The sequence below is a fragment of the Streptomyces sp. NBC_01454 genome (assembly GCF_036227565.1).
GTDB lineage: Bacteria > Actinomycetota > Actinomycetes > Streptomycetales > Streptomycetaceae > Streptomyces.
On the sequence record NZ_CP109460.1, the window covers coordinates 4,257,490 to 4,274,840 of the forward strand.

12 protein-coding genes are annotated in these 17,351 nt (G+C 71.5%); 3 read left to right on the plus strand and 9 right to left on the minus strand.

From position 1 onward, the window contains the following. Positions 1–100: 100 nt before the first annotated feature. Positions 101–4,486: an FtsK/SpoIIIE domain-containing protein gene (locus OIU81_RS18855; protein WP_329155220.1), complete on the plus strand. Its 4,386-nt coding sequence runs from the start codon at positions 101–103 to the stop codon at positions 4,484–4,486. 114 nt (positions 4,487–4,600) lie between these two features. On the opposite strand, the gene OIU81_RS18860 is transcribed toward OIU81_RS18855, so the two are convergent. The 6 genes from OIU81_RS18860 to OIU81_RS18885 form a co-directional block, all read right to left on the minus strand. After that, complete coding sequence (locus OIU81_RS18860) at positions 4,601–5,137, minus strand: SMI1/KNR4 family protein (RefSeq protein ID WP_329149413.1); 537 nt, start codon at positions 5,135–5,137, stop codon at positions 4,601–4,603. A gap of 26 nt (positions 5,138–5,163) precedes the next feature. Next, positions 5,164–9,732, minus strand: a complete 4,569-nt coding sequence (locus OIU81_RS18865) for a DUF6531 domain-containing protein (RefSeq protein WP_329149414.1) — start codon at positions 9,730–9,732, stop codon at positions 5,164–5,166. A gap of 10 nt (positions 9,733–9,742) precedes the next feature. Continuing rightward, positions 9,743–10,468, minus strand: coding sequence for a hypothetical protein (locus tag OIU81_RS18870; protein ID WP_329149418.1), 726 nt, complete (start codon positions 10,466–10,468; stop codon positions 9,743–9,745). Positions 10,469–10,499: 31 nt separating this feature from the next. Beyond that, positions 10,500–10,814: a hypothetical protein gene (locus tag OIU81_RS18875; protein ID WP_329149420.1), complete on the minus strand. Its 315-nt coding sequence runs from the start codon at positions 10,812–10,814 to the stop codon at positions 10,500–10,502. A gap of 75 nt (positions 10,815–10,889) precedes the next feature. After that, positions 10,890–11,189, minus strand: a complete 300-nt coding sequence (locus OIU81_RS18880; protein ID WP_189096586.1) for a WXG100 family type VII secretion target — start codon at positions 11,187–11,189, stop codon at positions 10,890–10,892. A gap of 439 nt (positions 11,190–11,628) precedes the next feature. Next, positions 11,629–11,904, minus strand: a complete 276-nt coding sequence (locus tag OIU81_RS18885; RefSeq protein ID WP_329149423.1) for a hypothetical protein — start codon at positions 11,902–11,904, stop codon at positions 11,629–11,631. 727 nt (positions 11,905–12,631) lie between these two features. Here OIU81_RS18885 and OIU81_RS18890 point away from each other — a divergent pair. Beyond that, the gene (locus OIU81_RS18890; RefSeq protein ID WP_443074887.1) at positions 12,632–12,967 is read left to right on the plus strand and encodes a hypothetical protein; all 336 of its coding nucleotides are present in this window, start codon (positions 12,632–12,634) and stop codon (positions 12,965–12,967) included. A gap of 348 nt (positions 12,968–13,315) precedes the next feature. Here the strand turns inward: OIU81_RS18890 and OIU81_RS18895 are convergent, their stop codons facing one another. Beyond that, on the minus strand, positions 13,316–14,254 hold the full coding sequence (locus tag OIU81_RS18895) for an alpha/beta fold hydrolase (RefSeq protein WP_329155221.1): 939 nt from the start codon (positions 14,252–14,254) through the stop codon (positions 13,316–13,318). Positions 14,255–14,381: 127 nt separating this feature from the next. Here OIU81_RS18895 and OIU81_RS18900 point away from each other — a divergent pair, with 127 nt between their 5' ends. Beyond that, on the plus strand, positions 14,382–15,017 hold the full coding sequence (locus tag OIU81_RS18900) for a TetR/AcrR family transcriptional regulator (protein ID WP_329149427.1): 636 nt from the start codon (positions 14,382–14,384) through the stop codon (positions 15,015–15,017). Between the two features lie 198 nt (positions 15,018–15,215). Here OIU81_RS18900 and OIU81_RS18905 read toward each other — a convergent pair whose 3' ends face one another. Next, positions 15,216–15,956 carry a hypothetical protein gene (locus OIU81_RS18905; protein ID WP_329149428.1) on the minus strand — a complete coding sequence of 247 codons (741 nt, stop codon included), beginning with the start codon at positions 15,954–15,956 and terminating at the stop codon, positions 15,216–15,218. Then, positions 15,956–17,296: a right-handed parallel beta-helix repeat-containing protein gene (locus tag OIU81_RS18910; RefSeq protein ID WP_329149430.1), complete on the minus strand. Its 1,341-nt coding sequence runs from the start codon at positions 17,294–17,296 to the stop codon at positions 15,956–15,958. The genes OIU81_RS18905 and OIU81_RS18910 overlap by 1 nt, the downstream gene beginning before the upstream one ends. Between the last annotated feature and the right edge of the window lie 55 nt (positions 17,297–17,351).

The window sequence follows — 17,351 nt, forward strand, 5'->3', positions numbered from 1 at the left end:
GCGGACCGGCGCCGTAGGTCCCCTCAGTGGCACGGGAGCCGTCGAGTAGGGCTCCCGCGGCCCCCATTCACGCCGGCTGGAGGACGTTTTCGTGTCGTTGATGTTGACCGTGGTCGAGGGGGGCGGTGACGCGTTCGACGTCCACCTCGACGCCGACCCCGACACGCCCGTGGGTGCCGTCGCGGAGGCGCTGGCCGGGGCGGGCGGCGTCCCCCGGCCCCCGGAGGGCCTCGGCCTGTACGCCGGTGACCGGCTGTTGCCCGCGGACCTGCGGTTGCGGGATGCGCCGCTCCAGCACGCGGCCGTCGTGGGCCTGGGGCGCCCGGCGGGCACCTCGTCGGCCGAACCGGACGGGCTGGTGGAGGTCCGTGCGGTCGGCGGGGCCGGGGCGGGCGCGGTGCACCGGCTCGACATCGGCTCGTACCGGATCGGACTGGCGCACGACGGAACCGCTCAGGTGCTGCGCGCCGTACCGCACCGTCCCTCCGCCGTCCTGACCGTGGGCCCTGGAGGACGCTGCCGGGTGGCGCCCGACGCGTCCGCGCCGGACGGCCCTCCGCAGCTGGACCGCGAGGACCTCGTCGAGGCCACCGCCTGGCCGGCCGGCGCACAGCTCCTCGTCGGCGGCTGCCTGCTCGAACTCGCCCTCCCGGAACGGCCGGACGCGGCCGTGCAGCCGTCGGAGGACGGCACCGGCTGGGACTACAACCGGCCGCCGCGGCTGCGGCCGGCCCAGAGCGCCACCCGCTTCACCCTGCCCTCCCCGCCCGCGCCGCCCGCCGCCCGGCCGCTCCCGTGGATCACCGCGGCCGCCCCGGTGGTCATGGCGGGGGTCGGGGCGCTGGCCTTCGGCCGCATGCAGATGCTGTTCTTCGGGCTGCTCTCCCCGGTCGTGATCCTCGGCAACTACCTGATGAGCCGGCGCAACGGACGCCAGTCGCACTCCGACGAGGTCGCCGCCTACGAGGAGAAGAAGGGGCGCATCGAGGGCGACGCGGAGCAGGCCCTGACGGCCGAACGCACCGCCCGGCGCCGTGGCTTCCCGGACCCGGCCGAGGTCGTCCTGACCGCCGTCGGCCCCCGGCGCCGCCTGTGGGAACGGCGTACCTCGGACGCCGACTTCCTGGAACTGCGCATCGGGACCGCCGACCTGCCCTCCGACGTGGTGCTCCAGGACCCGACCAAGGACGAACACCGCCGCCAGGACCCGTGGACGGCGTACGACGTCCCGGTGACCGTTCCGCTGCGGGAGCACGATGTCCTGGGCATCGCCGGCGAGGGTCCGGCCGCGCGCGCCGTGGCACGGTGGGCCATCGCCCAGGCCGCCGTCCTGCACAGCCCCCGTGACCTCCAGATCCACCTGCTGACGACCGGCGGGCCGGGCCGGGACGGCTGGTCCTGGCTGCGCTGGCTGCCGCACGTGCGGAAGAAGTCCGGCGACACCCCGGCCAGCATCGGCTACGGCACCGAGACCTGCGCCCGGCGGGTCGCCGAACTGACCGCGCTGATCGCCGAGCGCGCCGGACGGGAGGACCGGCACAGCCGGACCGCCGGGCCCGACGTGCTGGTCGTCCTCGACGGAGCCCGCAGGCTGCGTTCGCTGCCCGGCGTGGCGCAGATCCTGCGCGACGGACCGTCCGTCGGCGTCCGCGCGGTCTGCGTGGACGCCGAGGAGCGGCTGCTGCCCGAGGAGTGCCACGCCGTCGTCGCCGAGGAGCCCGGCGGAACCGTGCGGGTGGGACGCTCCGGGCGGGGCACCGTCGGGGGCATCCGGCCCGATGTGGTGTCCCAGGACTGGTGCCGTTCGCTGGCCCGGGCGATGGGGCCGCTGCGGGACCCGGGCGGGGACGACGAGGGGGCCGCGGTGCTCCCCCAGTCCGCGCGGCTGCTCGACGTACTCGCCCTCGATCCGCCGCAGGCCGCCGGCATCCGGGCGCGCTGGACGGCCGGGGGCCGCTCGACCCGGGCGGCCGTCGGCGTCTCCCTGGACGGCCCGTTCCACCTGGACCTGCGGCGCGACGGCCCGCACGGGCTGATCGCCGGTACCACCGGCTCCGGCAAGTCCGAACTCCTCCAGACGCTGGTCGCCTCGCTCGCGGTGGCGAACCGTCCGGACGCGATGACGTTCGTCCTCGTCGACTACAAGGGCGGCTCCGCGTTCAAGGACTGCGTGGACCTGCCGCACACCGTCGGCATGGTCACCGACCTCGACGCCCACCTCGTCGAGCGGGCCCTGGTGTCGCTGACGGCGGAACTCACCCGGCGCGAGCACCTCCTCGCCGCGGCCGGCGCCAAGGACATCGAGGACTACATCGACCTGCTGGAGCGCGAGCCGGCGGCGGGCCGCCCCCCGATGCCGCGGCTGCTCATCGTCATCGACGAGTTCGCCTCGATGGTGCGCGATCTGCCGGACTTCGTGAAGGGCCTGGTCAACATCGCCCAGCGGGGCCGCAGCCTCGGCATTCACCTGATCCTGGCGACGCAGCGCCCCAGCGGCGTCGTCTCCTCGGAGATCCGCGCCAACACCAACCTGCGCATCGCGCTGCGGGTGACGGACTCCGGCGAGAGCCAGGACGTCCTCAACTCCTCCGAGGCCGCCGGGATCTCGCAGAGCACGCCCGGCCGCGCCTATGTGCGCCTCGGCCAGAACTCCCTCGTGCCGTTCCAGTCCGGCCGGGTCGGCGGCCGCCGGCCCGGGGCCGCGGCGGCCTCGCTGCCGGCACCCTGGGCGGTGGCGGTGGGCTGGGAGCGGCTCGGCGAGCCGCTGCCGGCGCGGCCGCGCGCCGCGGCCGCGCCCGCCGAGGTGGAGACCGACCTCACCGGGCTCGTCGAGGCGATCCGCGAAGCGGACCGGGAGATGGGCATCCCCGCGCAGCACAGCCCCTGGCTGCCGCCGCTGCCCGAGAAGCTGGTCCTCGGCGACCTGCCCCCGGTCCCGGCCTCGGACTACGACCTCGCGCCCGTAGCGTACGGCGTGGTGGACCTGCCCGCACAGCAGGCCCGGCTCCCCCTGGTGATCGACCCGGCGACGCTCGGGCACCTGCACATCGTCGGCTCGCCCCGGCAGGGCCGTTCGCAGACGCTGCGCACGCTCGCCGGCACGCTGGCCCGCGTCCACTCCCCGGCGCAGCTGCACATGTACGGCATCGACTGCGGCAACGGCGCGCTGCTGGCCATGGAGGGGCTGCCGCACTGCGGCGCCGTCACCCAGCGCACCCAGCCCGACCGGGTGGCCCGGCTGCTCGCCCGGCTGACCCAGGAGCTCACCCGACGGCAGGAGATGCTCGCCGCCCGCGGCAGCGCCGACCTGACGGAGCTCCGCCGCGCCCTGCCCGAGGACGAACGGCCGCCGCACCTCGTGCTGTTCCTCGACCGGTGGGAGGTCTTCGACAAGCAGCTCGGCGAGTACGACTCCGGGAACCTGCTGAACTCCGTGCTGACCCTGCTGCGGGACGGGGCGAGCGCCGGCATCCACCTGGTGATGACCGGTGACCGGGCGCTGTTCTCCAGCCGGGTCAACGGCTCCACCGAGGACAAGCTCGTGCTGAAGCTGAACGAGAAGTCCGAGTACGGCATGATCGGCATCACCCAGCGGAACGTGCCCGACGAGATCCCGCCGGGCCGCGCGTTCCGCGCCGCCGACAAGGCCGAGGTGCAGATCGCGCTGCTCACGGAGAGCCCGGAAGGCCAGGCGCAGGCCGCGGCGCTCCAGCAGATCGCCGAGCAGTGCCGGCAGCGGGCGGCCCACCTGCCGGCCGCCACCCGGCCGTTCCGCGTCGACACCCTGCCGGACCGGCTCACCTTCGAGGAGGCGGCCCGGTACGTCCCGGGCAGGCGCTCCTCGCGTTGGGCGCTGGCCGGCGTCGGCGGCGACGAACTCACCGCGCTCGGACCGGACTTCACCGTCACCCCGACGTTCCTCGTCGCCGGGCCCGCCCGCTCGGGACGCAGCACCGTCCTGTCGACGATGTCGCTGGCGCTGCTCGCGGTCGGCATCCCGGTCGTGGTCGGGGCCCCCGCCCGCTCGCCGCTGCGCCACCTCGCCGGACGGCCCGGCGTGCGCGCGGTGTTCGACGAGTCCGACCTCGACCCCACGGCCCTGGAGGCGGCGCTGGCCTCCTCGCCCGACGGGGCCGTGGTGCTCCTGGACGACGCCGACCTGCTGCTGAAGACGAAGGCCGAGCCCGTCCTCACGCAGATCGCCAAGTCCGGTGCCGAGACCGGCCGCGGCCTGGTGATCGCCGGTCAGACCGACCGGCTCTCGTCCGGCTTCTCCGGCTGGCACACCGAGGCCCGCCGGAACCGGTGCGGTCTGCTGCTGAAGCCGCAGAACATGAGCGACGGCGAGCTGATCGGCGTCAAGGTGCCCCGCAGCCGCCTGGGCGCCACCCGTCCGGGCCGGGCGATCCTGCACCTGGGCGACGGCGTGCTGCGCACCGTGCAGGTCCCGGAGACGGTGCTTGCGGAACCGGGCGCACCTGCCTGACCCCGCTGTGCGGACGCGCGTCCGCACAGCACTGAGGGCTCCCGCCGACCTCGTCGGCGGGAGCCCTGCGTATATGCGCGGCGGGGACGTGTCAGGTCCCGCAGAGCGGAGCCGTCAGGACTCCGGGGAGAACTTGGTGAAGACGTGGCGGGGGAGCGGGAACCGGCTCCAGAGCACCTCGGACCGAATCTCCCCGGTGAGGGCTGCGTGGAGGAAGTCGCTGCAGTTCATGTCGTAGTGCTCCCAGGTCTCGCCCCGGGCTTCGTTCAGCAGGACCGTCCATGCGTCGGGGTGCTGTCCCGGCAGGGAGCGCCAGAACAGCCATTCGCCGTTGTCCGTCGTCCCCCAGGGCAGGATCCGGCTCCCCTCGACCTGCAGCTCGGGAGGCTTCTCCTCGAACTCCCAGATCTCTTCGTAGGCTTCGGCCCGTTCCCGGGTGTGACGTGCCAGGTCGTAGTGGGCGTTGGGGGAATCCGGTTCGAGGAGGTACAGGTACTCCTCGACGCGCCCACCGCCCAGCCGGTCGATCAATTCCTTGTAGTCGCTGGGAAGCGGCGTCCCCAATGCGGCTTCGGTGGATGCCCATGCCTTCGGAGCCCCGGACTCCGAGGCATGGAGCGTCTCGATGAGACGGGTCACGTGGTTGCTCATGCGGGCTCGGCCCTTTCCGTCACGCATTACTTGGGCTTGTTGGAGAAGGACACCTTGTTTGTGAGCGCCTGGGTGTCGCGGTGGGTGAACTGGAAGCCGTTGCTCCCCGTGACGTTGAGTTCCATGCTGTCCGGGAGGAGATTGTTCCCCTTGTACTTGGGCGTCACGGTGTAGGTCACCGTTTCCCCGGCGTCGACGGCCCTGCGTATCTGACCTTCATAGACGCGCATGACCGGCGTGTTCGCATAACCGTGCAGGGTGACGAAGTTCTGCGTGCTCTTGTTGGAGCCGCCCAGCTGGGCGCCGAGCAGATGGGAGCGGTGGTAGTCCCCGCCCCCCTTCCACCCCGGCGGCTCGGACGGGGCACTGGGCTTGGTCTTGCCGCCCATCATGCTCCCGTCGAGTTTCGCGGTCATTCCCGTCGGGCGGTTGAGCGAATCGAGCGGGAGGTAATTCACCCGCGGGTTCTTGCCGTTCGCGTCCTTCCAGGTGATGTTCGACTCGTCGCAGGGGGCCAGCCCCAGCGGGTCGCACCAGGTCTGCGGATCGTCGACGTACGCCACCGGGTTGGGGGCGGGTGCCAGGCCCAGGGGATCGGGGCTGGTGTACCGGCCGCTCTCCGGGTCGTAGTGGCGGAGGTAGTTGTAGTGGAGGCCGGTTTCGGGGTCCTCGTACTGCCCGGGGAAGCGGAAGGGCGTCACGGCGGTGGCATCGCGATGGTGGGCCGTGGTGCCCCACATGGTGGTGCGCGAGCGCCAGGCGATGCCGCCCTGTTCGTCGACGAGTTCGGTGGGGGTGCCGACGAGGTCGGTGACGATGGCGAAGAAGCGGGAGTCGTATGCGCCCTGGCTCTTCGGCTTGCGTTCGAGCTGGGTGAGGGGGCGGTGGCCGTCGTGCTCCCAGGTGAGGGTGACGCCGGTGGTGGTGTCCGTCTGCTCGGCGAGGCGGGTGCCGTCCCAGGTGAAGTGAACGGCCTCGACGGCGGACCGGCCGTCCTCGGCCATGCGGTACTTCGCGGTGCGCCGCCCCATCGGGTCGTACGTGTAGTGCCAGCGGGTGCCGTCGGGGGTCGTGCAGGCGGTGAGGCGGTCCTCGGCGTCCCATTCGTAGCGCCAGGTGTCGGGCTTCTTCGACAGACGGCGCTTCTGGCGCAGCACCATGCGGCCCGCGGCGTCGTGCTCGTAGCGCACCCCTCCCGCCGCCTGGATGCGGGTGCCGGTGTAGGTGCGCGCGCCCCGGGCCTCGGCCCGGTGTGCCCTGTCGGGCCAGGCGGCCTCGGTCTGGTTGCCGGCCCCGTCGTAGGCGTAGGACTCGGTCCAGCCCTCGGACGTGACCGTCAACGGGCGTCCGACCGGGTCGAGTTCCATGTCCCGGCGCAGGCCCGTGGCGGAGTCGGCGGTGGCGATCAGACGGTCGTCGGCCCGGTAGGTGTAGGACCGTGCGCGCAGGGTGCGCCCCGGTGTGGCGAGGCTGTGGGCGACCGAGCGCCCGGACGGGTCCCACGCGGTAGTCGCCGTCACGGGCGAGGTGGCTGTGCCCCATACGCGTTCCAGTTCGCGCCCGAGGACGTCGTGGGCGAAGTTCAGCCGGTGCCCGCCGGCGGTGAGGGTGTCGCGGTTTCCGTTCTCGTCGTAGGTGAGTTCGGTGACGGCGTCGGTGGGGGTGGTGCGGGAGGTGCGGCGGCCGAGGAGGTCGTAGGTGAAACGGGTGGTGCGTCCGTCGACGGTCTCGGCCACGATCCGGCCCAGGAGGTCCCGCTCGAACTCCAGCGTCGAGGTGGGGGAGGCGGCCCGGACGAGAGCTCCGGCCGCGTCGTAGGCGTACGAGGTGACGGCCCCGGCCGCATTCTTCTCCACCAGTTCGCCGGCGGAGTTGTACCGGAAGGTGATCTCCTCGCCCAGCGGCGTGGTGTGGGAGACGACCCGGCCCAACCCGTCCCGCTCGTAGGCCACTTCGCGGTCGTCGAAGTCGGACTCCGCTATGGCGTTGCCTGCCCGGTCATAGGTGTAGTCCCAGGTCAGACCCTGCGGGTTGGTGATCCGGGTACGGCGGAGCTCGGCGTCGTAGGCGAAGGTGTGGCGGACGCCGTCCGGCGTGGTCTGCGCCGCCACCTTGTCGAAGTGGGTGTACTCGAAGGTGGTGGTGGCACCCGTGGCGTCGGTCCGGCTCCGGCAGTTGCCCTCGCCGTCCCAGGTCAGACGCTCGGTTCGGCCGTCGGGTGCGGTGCGCTCCGACAGGTGGCCCTCGACGGTCCACACCGCGCGGGTGATCGCGCCCAGGGGATCGGTGATGGTGGTGGGGCGGCCGAACGCGTCGCGTGCGATCGTCGCCCGGTGCCCGGCCGGGTTGCCGACCGCCAGGGGGAGACCCGCGCCGTCGACCTCGTACGCGACCTCCGCGCCGGCCGGGTCGGTGGCCGAGGCGATCGCGCCGTTGCGGTGGTGGGTGAAGCGGTTCGTGGTGCCGTCCGGGGCGGTGACGGTCGTCAGGTTGCCCCGCTCGTCGTACTCGCTGTGCCACGTCGTCCCGTCGTGGCCGGTCGAGGAGAGCGGGAGGTTCAGCTCGTTGTACGTCGCCGTGGACCGGCTGCCGTCCGGGAGTTCGATGACGGTGGGGTTGTGGGCCCGGTCGTACTCGAAGCGGGTGGTGTTGCCGAGGGGGTCGGTGCGGGCGAGGAGGGCGTCGTAGCGGTCCCACTCGGAGGTGATGGTGTGGCCCAGCGGGTCGGTCTCGGCGGTGACCTGGTGCAGGTCGTTGAGCTGGTAGACGGTCGTGGCGCCGCAGGCGTCGGTGTAGTGCGTTCGGCGCCGGTCGGGGTCGTAGTTCCAGCGGGAGGAGAGGTAGCCCTCGGGGCCGACGGTCTCGGTGACGCGGTTGACGTCGTCGTAGACGTAGCGGTAGGTGGAGTCGTTCCGGTCCGTCCAGGCGGTGATGCGCGACCGGTCGTCGTAGGTGAACTCCAGGGCCTTGCCCGAGGAGTTGGTGACGTGCGTGAGGTTCCCGGCGTCGTCATAGCCGTAGGACATGACCTCGACGGGACCCTCGGGCGTGGTGACCGTCAGACGGGTGACGCGGCCGAGGGGGCATTCGAGGGTGGCGTGGTAGCCGCCGGAGTGGGTCAGCGTCGTCGGGGTGCCGTCCGCCAGCCGGGAGACGGTGACGTCGTTGCCGTTGCGGTCGTGCCACCGGGTCAGCCAGTACAGGCCGCTGTCGTCCGCGGGATCGCCCGCGAAGGTGCAGACGAGGCCCGTGTGGGGATCGGAGACGCGGTAGGTGGTCCCGCCCGTGGTGCCGGTCTCCGCGCAGGTCAGCGGTAGGCGGGGGCCTTCCTCGGGCCACACCGGCTCGTCGGACCCGGCGGTGGGAAGGTGCGGGTAGGCCAGGATCGAACCGTCGTCACGCGCCCACGACACCCGCCCCCGGTCGTCGGCCTCCAGGCGCTCGTCCAGGGTGGAGGCCCAGGAGGGGCCGAAGAACTGGCCGTAGCGGTAGGTCGACAGATGTGTACGGGAGACCAGCAGCGGCAGCACGCCGGGCAGCGCCAGATCGGTCTGCTGCAGCAGCATTTCCCCGCTGGCCACGTCGACCGGGTCGGTCTTGCAGGTACGGCCCTTGATGTCCCGGCTGTTGAGGCGAACGCCGCCCTGGGGGCCCTTGATCGAGGCGGGCTTGACCCCCTTCAGGGCCGAGCCGATCCCCCCGAGGCCCTTGAGGGCCGCGGCCCCGCCCCCGACCAGTCCCACGACGCCGAGCACGATCTCGAGGACGTTCCACTCGCCCGTCTCCGCCATCGTGGAGATGTTGATCCCCAACGACGCCGCGCCGGCCACGATACTGCCGATCGTCAGGGCGATTCCGATGCCCTGCAGGCCGGGCACCAGCATCGCCAGCACGCCCAGCACCGCGCTGATGATGCCCAGGGCCGTACTGAACGCCTTCTTGATCTTGTCCCACAGGCTGTAGCCCGCGACCGACTCGTCCTTCGCGTCGTCCAGCTTCTGCGCCGCGGTGGAGGCGTCCTCCTCGCGCACCTGCCGCGCGTCCTCGGCCAGCATGCGGGCGGCGTCGAGATCCGCCTGCGCGTCATCGGCGTGCCCCTGCGCCGTGGACTGCTTGCTGTGCGCCTCGTCCAGCGCGCGCCGGGTGCTCGCCCGCGCGTCCATGTCGTCCGGGGGGTGGGTGGCCGCGTCCAGCCGGCCGATGTCGGCACCGGCCGCCCGCACCGCCTCGGTGGCCGACGCCAGCCGCTCCTTGGCTTCCCGCCCCTTCTCCAGGGCGTGGTCGGCATTCCGCTGCTGATCACGCAGTGAGTGCACATACGTGTCCAGGGCGCCGGCCGCCTGGTCGTAGGAACTGTGCAGCTTGCGCACCTGCTTGGCCAGGTCGCCGAGCTTGTCCCGGAGCTTGTCCATGGTCTTGCCCTCGCCCACCTGCTGGTTCTCCAGCCCGGAGACGAGGGGGAGGGCATCGCCCGCGTTGTCGGCCACGGAACGGTAGCTGCGTGCGAGCTGTCCGAGCACCTCCGCATCACCCGGAGTCGGGTCGTCCGAGAACCCGAAGACCGATTCCCATTCGGACACCGCTGGACGCGCCATGGCCGCTACCTCACTTTCCCTTGTCTGCTTCGCCCATGGGGCCTGATCCGGCCGCTTTTGCCGCCGGATCCGCTGCGCCGGACGTGCCGGCCGGGTCCTCGAAGCGGAACGACTCCGCGATCGCGTCGAAGACGTCGTAGAACTGGTCGGCCAGATCCACGTTGGGGGTGGAGCTGGCGAGCACCAGATAGTCCCGGCTGTTCGGCACCGGGATCAGGGTGTGCCGCACCGCGGTGGGCACGGGCGTCCCCCGGTGGTCCACGTCCTCGATCCTGCTGATCCGCCCGGCCGCTCCGACTCCCGGCAGTTCCACCAACTCCACCTCGCCGGGCGGCAGTCCGGTGCCCTCCGCCGCGGTGCCGAGCTGCATGCCGGCCGCCATGACGAGGTCCGCCAGATCCTCCGACTGATCCTCGGGAACGGAGATGCGCAGCACGACCGTCGTGGCGCTGAGCACCAGGGGGCCGCTGCCCGCGCGCAGAATCCTGAGCATCCCCGACGCCCGCAGCGCGCCCTGCGCGTGCGCCTCACGGGCGGTGCGCCGGGTACTGCGGATCAGCGCGTCCACCTGCTCGCGGGTCAGCTGCGGGGCCTGCTTCACCTCGGACTCGATACGGCGGCGGATCGACGCGTCCCGGGTGCTCGGGTCGAGGTCGAGATGCCACCAGGAGTCGGGGAACCTCAGTGTGTAGCCCGCGGGCGCGCCCGCGTGCTGCTCCGTGACCGGCTGCGTCATGACGCCTTTCCCTTCCGCACGACGTCTCCCGTCACGCGTCCTTCTTCGATTTCTCCAGCGAGTTGGCGGTGTCGTCGTCCGTCTTCGTGAAGTTCTCGGAGATCTTGTCCGTGTTCTCGGAGAACGTCTTCACGTTGTCGTGGACCCGCTCGTGACCTGCCACCCACGCCTTGTCGAACCCGTCGAGGGCCTCGGCGAGGCGGGAGTCACCGGCGACGCTCTTGAACGAGCCGGACTCGCCCGTGGCGTGGTAGAGCGTCGCGGAATTGCCGATCAGATCCCCGATGTTCTGGAGCTCCCTGGCCGTGTCCTTCAGGTCCTGCACGGGCACGCTGATGCGACCCATCGGTGTCCCCTCTCCTGCTCCGGCCGTCCGGCCCCGCCCTCACCGGGAGGACGGGGCCGGACGAGGCGGGGCACGTCAGCCGATGGAGCCGGACGTCTGGTCGTCGGTGTCGACGAACGCGTCGGCGACCTGCTTGATGAACTCGCTGACGCCCTGCAGGCCCTCGATCGCCTTCTCGGTCCCGTTCTTGTACTCCTCCCAGTACGGGCGGAACTTGGTCTCGGACCCGGGGGTGGCGTAGGCCGCCTCGACCATCTCGTCCATCTTGGTGTTGGCCTCGTGGAGGCTCTGCTGCATCAGTTCCTTCTGGTTCTGAAGCCAGGTCGACGCCTCCCGCATCTCGTCCGGGCTGATATGGATGTTGCCGCCGGCCATGCCGATTCCTTCCCTCGCTGCGTATCGCCGCGGCCACCGGGGCCGCGCACACGGGGCTGTACGGGGCATCTTCCGGGGCGGTTCACGCCTGTTGCGGAACGGTGACGAAAGCAGCGGGGGACGCGCTGACCGGCCCGGGCAACGAACAAGGCCCAGGTCGCCGACCTGGGCCTCAACTAGGGAGCGGGGGCAGGGAGCTGAACCCGGCGGGGGCCGGTCCGGACGCACGCCTGAAAGTGCATCAGGCAGGACTGTTTCCGAGCTGAGGCGCATCGCCCGAGGGAAGCGGCTGCGATGCCCTGGCACTTGCGCAAAGAGGCGAATGGGCGGTCAGCCACTGCCGATTGCGGGAATTCGGGCAAGCGGGCCGGACGCATCCGCCTCGGTGCTCAGGGGACACGGGGACGGGCTGCGCCCCCTGAGCTCGCCGGAAGCACGGTCAGAGACGTCGCAGCCAGGCAGCTGCTCCGTGCCCGACGGCGAGGTAAACCAGCGCGGGGAGGGCGAAGTTGAAGAACACACGCAGCCCTTCCGTCTTCATGATGAAGATGTCCTGCGACCAGCCGGCGAGCCAGTTGGCCACACCGCGGACGAAGTCGACGAAGACATTCGCATGATTCGCGTCGAGCAGATACAGCAGGATCCACAGCCCGAGAAATCCCGCGGCGACGTCCGCGAGGCTGTGAATGATCAAGGCGATTCGGTCTGCTCCCATTCCTCTCCGGTTTCCTCGCCGACTCTCCCTGGTGTGGTAGGGGGTGTGTGGTGGCGCGGCGTTGTACGGGTCGGCCGGGGCAGGCTGGTACGGCGAGGGCGAATTGCTGGGATGCGGAGCAGGCGCTCCGGTATTCGGGAGCGGAGTCATATCGCCGCCGTTCGGCGAGTTTGATCCGCCGTGGTAGGGAGAGTTTGAACTGGAACCGTATGGGCGATTTTGCGGTATGCCGTCATTGAGGTAACTCACGGTGCCGTGCATTTCCCGTTGAATGATTCCGAAACTCCCTTCACCGCTCATTCACATCGTTGCCCTCGGGCCGCCACTTCGCGGTTGATGGCCGAGGGCGCGGACGGCCGGGGGGACCGCCCGCGCCGCGCGCGGCAACTTGAAGCGGGGGGACCGCAACATCAAGGCACCGCGCGGCCGAAATGGATCGGCACCACCCACTGCGGCGCGCCGGCCGAAAGCGTCACACGTCACCCGTTGACCAGCGGTCACACACGCACACGACCGGACGCCTGGCACAGCGCACATCACTCCGCATACCGGACCTACCGCGCGGCCGGGTAACGCGGCAGCGTCCTGCGACGCAGAACCGGATACGGGCGCGAGATCGCCCTGCTGTGCGATCACGGTCAGGGTGACTCCTGTGGGGGGTGGCCGCCCTGTCCGTGATCGCTCTCCCCTGTCGTCGATGCGCTGCGTAAGCCGGAATGCGACTCCCATGAGCCACATGCCCCAGTCCCTGCCCGTAGATGATCGGTACAAGGGCGGCCGTGGCGGTACCGCCGCCCAGCGGACGGCCTTGATCATCCACACGATCGCCGACGTGGCCGCCGCGTTCCTGGGGCTCTGGATCCTGCTCTACCTGCTCGACGCGAACCAGGGCAATGTCTTCGTCCAGTTCGTGAGGGGCATGGCGGATTCGCTCGGCTGGTGGGCGCGGGACATCTTCACCGTGGGCACCCAGGGCCTGCGCGTGGTCCTCAACTACGCCCTGCCTGCCGCGCTCTATCTGCTCGCCGGACACCTGATCGCCGGACGGGTGCGCCGGCTCTGACCACGTCCGGCTATATGTGCTGACGGGCACACCGCGAAGCTCAAAGTGTGGTCCGCGGAAGGCGTCGAAGAGCCGGAGCGACCGCCCGTCCGCCTCCGTGCAGAGCGCGTCGGGGGCGCGGTCGCCGGCCCGCAGCGCGTCGTCCGGCAGGTCTTCCCGGCGGTCCTCGGAGAGCGGCCCGCCGCGGTAGCCGATGTCGAGTTGGTGGGTCTCGGCGCCGCGCCGGCGCCCCCAGGTCCCCTGCCGTTGCTGGGTGCGGCCGTGCAGCCGGGTGCTGAGGCTGAGTACACCGGTGGCCATCGCGGCCCTCAGCCGCCAAGCCGGTGCCGGTGTTCCCCGCCGCAGGCCCTACGCGTCGACCGCGGCGGGGTCGAGGGAGTCGACGTCCTCCATGAAGCTCAGCATCCGGGCGTTGACGATGTCGGGGTGGTCGATCTGCGGTCCGTGGCCGGTCGCGGCGATGATCTCGGCGCGGGCCCCGGGGATCAGGCGCGGCACCCGCTCCAGCTGCCGCTGCGGGTGTACCAGCAGGCTGCGCTTGCCCATGATGAGGTAGAGCGGGGTCCGGATGGAGCGCAGTGCGTCCTCGGTCAGCGGCAGCGGTGCGGGGCGGCGGGTCCGGAACGCGCGGGCGCCCGCCTGGATCCACTTCCGCACCTCGGGAACGGCGATGACCGGCTGCTCCAGCCAGGAGGCGAGGCGCGGGCGCAGCGCTTTGGGGGCGAAGCTGGCGAAGAGGCTCACGAAGACCCAGGCGAAGAAGCGCAGGCCCACCTTCTCCAGGCCGCCCGGGTCGAGGGCGGTGACCGAGGCGAGCCGCCCGGGCCGGCGGTGCGCCTGGTTGAGCACCAGCCAGCCGCCGTAGGACGAGCCGACGAGGTGGACCTGGTCGAGGCCGAGCGCCTCGAGGGCCTCGTCCATCCACTGCGCGGCACGCGCGGGCTGCCACATGGGCTCGCGGTGGACGCTGCGCCCGGCGTCGCCGGGGGTGTCGAGCGCGTAGACGGGCCGTTCGGCGCTGAGCGCGGGGGTGTTGGGGTACCACATCGCCGAGCAGTAGCCCGCGCCTTGGATGAGGACCACCGGAGTGCGGGACTCGGCTGCCGGGTCCGTGGGGCCGTACCGGTAGACGTGCGTGGTGCCGAAGCTGGTCTCGACGTCCGTCTCGGAACGTGCGGCTGCGCCCTTCGCGTAGACGGCGTCGCAGGCGGCGAAGTAGCGGTCGCGCAGGGTGTCGTTGACGTAGCGGCCGACGTCGCGGCGCACACGGTTCGTGTTCTCGGGCACGGGCACCTCCGGGAAGATCCGGTCGTCGTGATACGACCGTACCATGACAATGATACGGCGGTACCATAAAGAGGTGCGGGGGGAGCCGGACCGCACACCCCATACCGACGGGCGGAGACACCAGCACATGCCGAAGCGCGTGAACCACGAGGAACGGCGCGCCCAGATCGCCGAGGCGCTCATCCAGGTCGCGGGGCGTCGAGGACTGCACGCCGTCGGCATGCGCGACGTGGCCGCAGAGGCCGGCGTGTCACTCCGGCTCGTGCAGTACTACTTCGAGACCAAGGAGAAGCTGCTCTTCTACGGGCTCCAGCACCTGACCGACCGCTTCACCGCGCGGGTGGGCGCCCGCCTCCGCGCCGCCGGTCCGAACCCGGGCCCCCGCGCGACCATCGAGGCGCTGCTGCTGGCCTCTCTCCCGACCGACGAGGAGAGCCGCACCTTCCACCTCCTCTACAGCTCCTACTCGATCCTGTCCGTGACCGACGAGGCGCTGGCCGCCCAGCCCTTCATCGACAACCCCGACGCCGCGGAGAACGCCCTGACCGGGCTGCTCGAACAGGCCCAGGCGTCAGGTCTGGCCGATCCCGGTATCGCCGCGCGCACGGAGGCGATCAGCCTGCTGGCAATGGCGGCGACCATGGGCACCAGCATCCTCGTGGGCCAGCGGAGCCCGGAGTCGGCCATCGCGGTACTGCATCACCACCTGGACCGGATCTTCACGACCGCCGAGACGCAGGCGGCCGGGGAGGGGCCCATCTGACGTGCCGGTGGCGGAGCAGCACGGTCGGACCATCATGGACCGTGGTCTACCGCTCCTGTGGGCACGATCGGGGCACTGGTCGCTCCCTGCACCAGCGGGCGCAGCATCCGCTGCACCATGCGCGTCCAACTGCCCGGCGGACGCGGCGTGGAGGACGTCCGAGACGCCCATCAGACCACCGTGTGGGTACAGGCTGCCTCAGCGGACGGTGGGGACCGGCGCGGCGTCACCCTGCGGGAAGTCGAGGGTGGCCCACTTGCCGCCGGCGACCAGGGCGGCGAAGCGGTGCAGGCGCCCGTCGGCGTCGATCCAGTAGCGGGTGCGGCGTTCGTCGGATCCGGTGGCGGTGCCCGGTGCGGGCGGGGCGGTGTCGCGGGAGTCGGGCGGCCTGGGGCCGGCGATGACGGTGACGGGGGTGCCGTTCAGCCGTTCGCTGCGCAGCCGGCTCGCGCCTCCCTGGCGCAGCAGTTGGGCGTTCTCCGGGCGGTCCGTGCCCAGGGAGAGAGCCAGCAGCAGTACGGCGTCGATGGGGTTGGTGCGGGGATCGAGGGGGCGGTGCTGCCAGCCGGAGCGTGGTGGCCTGGCAGGCAGTCGGCCGTTGGCGGTGGGGTGGAGCCAGGCGCTGCGGACGTCCCAGCGCACGAGGATGTTCTGGCGCTGTCCGGGGACGAGGACGCGGGCGTAGCCGGTGTGTGTGTTCCAGTCGACGCGGCCGGTGAGTTGCACGGTGCGTCCGGCGGCGGGGACGGCGGCACGGATCTGGCCGCGTACGCGCTGGTAGTTGAGGAATCGTACGGTGGACAGCAGCTCGGCCTCGGATGTGGTGAGCGGACGCGGGCCCCCTGCCGCCCGCTCGCCCCGGCCGTCGCCTCCGCCGCATGCGGTCAGGACGAGGGCGAGTCCGGCCGCGCCCGTGGCGAGCAGGTCACGGCGCCGCATCACGAGCCGCTCCGGCTGTGGGCGGCGAGCAGATCGCGACCCGGCAGGGGGACGCGGTCCGCGTCGACGGGACCGGGCAGGCCGGTGGCGGCGCGTACCGGGGCGGTGGCGCCGCCGGGCATCTGAGGCTGGTTCGGGGGCTCGGGCACCCTACGGAAGGGGATACCGGCGGGTGCGGCCGGCCGCGTGAGCGGTGCCGCGGACGTCATCACCGGGCCGTGGGCGTCGGTGGAGCACTGCGGCTGGGTGGCGAGGTCCTTGGGGGCCGTGGTGGACAGGGCGTTGTCCGTGAGGCAGTTGCCCCTGCCGGGGGCGCGATCGCTGGCCGCGTACACGGCATCGACTCCATTGCTGTGGAAGGTGTTCGCGGTGATCGCGTTGCCGGTCGGCGGGACGTCCTCGGCGGACATGAGGACCAGTCCGGCGCGCGGGTTCCCCTCGATCCAGTTGTTGCGCACGGAGTTGCGCTGGCCGCCCGCGATGCCGATGCCGATGCCGAAGCCGCCGTCGGCCTGCTGGGGCGTCTTCGGCTCGGCGTTGTCGGCGACGAGATTGCCCGCCACGACGGCGCCGTGCTGAGGCACGAACGCTTCCAGATAGTCGGAGTTGACGGTCATTCCCACGCGGTTGTGGGTGAAGCGGTTGCGCAGTACCCACATCTTCTCGCTGGCGTTGGTGCCCTCGTAGCCGACGGCGTTGTACTCGGCGACGTTGTCGCTCACCACGACGTTGCACGGCCTGCACTGGCCGACGTACAAGCCCGAATCGGCCCCGCCGGAGGTGTGATCGTGGTCCAGCCGCCCGTTCTGCGCGTTGAAGGCGTAGATGCCGTAGAGGCCGTTGTGGGCGGAGGTCACATAGCTGACCCGGAAGCCTTGCAGCGGCGGGAACTTCTCGGGGTCCAGGTGCTCGTATCCGTTGCTGCCGCGGGCCAGGCCCTGCCCGTCCTGAGCCATGCCGGTCACCAGCACGCCGTTGAGCAGGTGGTCGCGGACGGTGAGGTTCTCCACCGCCACGCCGGAGCCGGTCACCACGATGCCGTTGTGCCGCCGGCCCTGCCCGTCGATGATCACGCGGTTGCGGTCGGTGCCGCGCAGCACGATGCGGTCGGCGGGGATCCGCACGGTCTCGTGGTAGACGCCGGGCGAGACCAGGACCAGGTCACCGGGCCGGGCGCGTCCGACGGCCGCGCTGATCGTACGGGCGTCCTGCGGCACCCGGATGGTCTGTGGCGCAGGGGCCTTGGCGGCGCCATCTTCCTCGTCGGACGGTGCACAACCCCCCGCCGCGAGAAGCATGCCGATCAGGCAGATGAACAGGGTGATGCGGCCTCGGAACACGATTCCCCTTCAGCGGTTTCTCGAACGGCAGCATGGGGAGAATTGCTGACAATTG

Excerpts from the sequence above, each read along its gene's own strand:
- OIU81_RS18855 (WP_329155220.1), top strand. The coding sequence starts at position 101 with ATGTTGACCGTGGTCGAGGGGGGCGGTGACGCGTTCGACGTCCACCTC.
- OIU81_RS18860 (WP_329149413.1), bottom strand. The coding sequence starts at position 5,137 with ATGAGCAACCACGTGACCCGTCTCATCGAGACGCTCCATGCCTCGGAG.
- OIU81_RS18865 (WP_329149414.1), bottom strand. The coding sequence starts at position 9,732 with ATGGCGCGTCCAGCGGTGTCCGAATGGGAATCGGTCTTCGGGTTCTCG.
- OIU81_RS18870 (WP_329149418.1), bottom strand. The coding sequence starts at position 10,468 with ATGACGCAGCCGGTCACGGAGCAGCACGCGGGCGCGCCCGCGGGCTAC.
- OIU81_RS18875 (WP_329149420.1), bottom strand. The coding sequence starts at position 10,814 with ATGGGTCGCATCAGCGTGCCCGTGCAGGACCTGAAGGACACGGCCAGG.
- OIU81_RS18880 (WP_189096586.1), bottom strand. The coding sequence starts at position 11,189 with ATGGCCGGCGGCAACATCCATATCAGCCCGGACGAGATGCGGGAGGCG.
- OIU81_RS18885 (WP_329149423.1), bottom strand. The coding sequence starts at position 11,904 with ATGGGAGCAGACCGAATCGCCTTGATCATTCACAGCCTCGCGGACGTC.
- OIU81_RS18890 (WP_443074887.1), top strand. The coding sequence starts at position 12,632 with ATGAGCCACATGCCCCAGTCCCTGCCCGTAGATGATCGGTACAAGGGC.
- OIU81_RS18900 (WP_329149427.1), top strand. The coding sequence starts at position 14,382 with ATGCCGAAGCGCGTGAACCACGAGGAACGGCGCGCCCAGATCGCCGAG.
- OIU81_RS18905 (WP_329149428.1), bottom strand. The coding sequence starts at position 15,956 with ATGCGGCGCCGTGACCTGCTCGCCACGGGCGCGGCCGGACTCGCCCTC.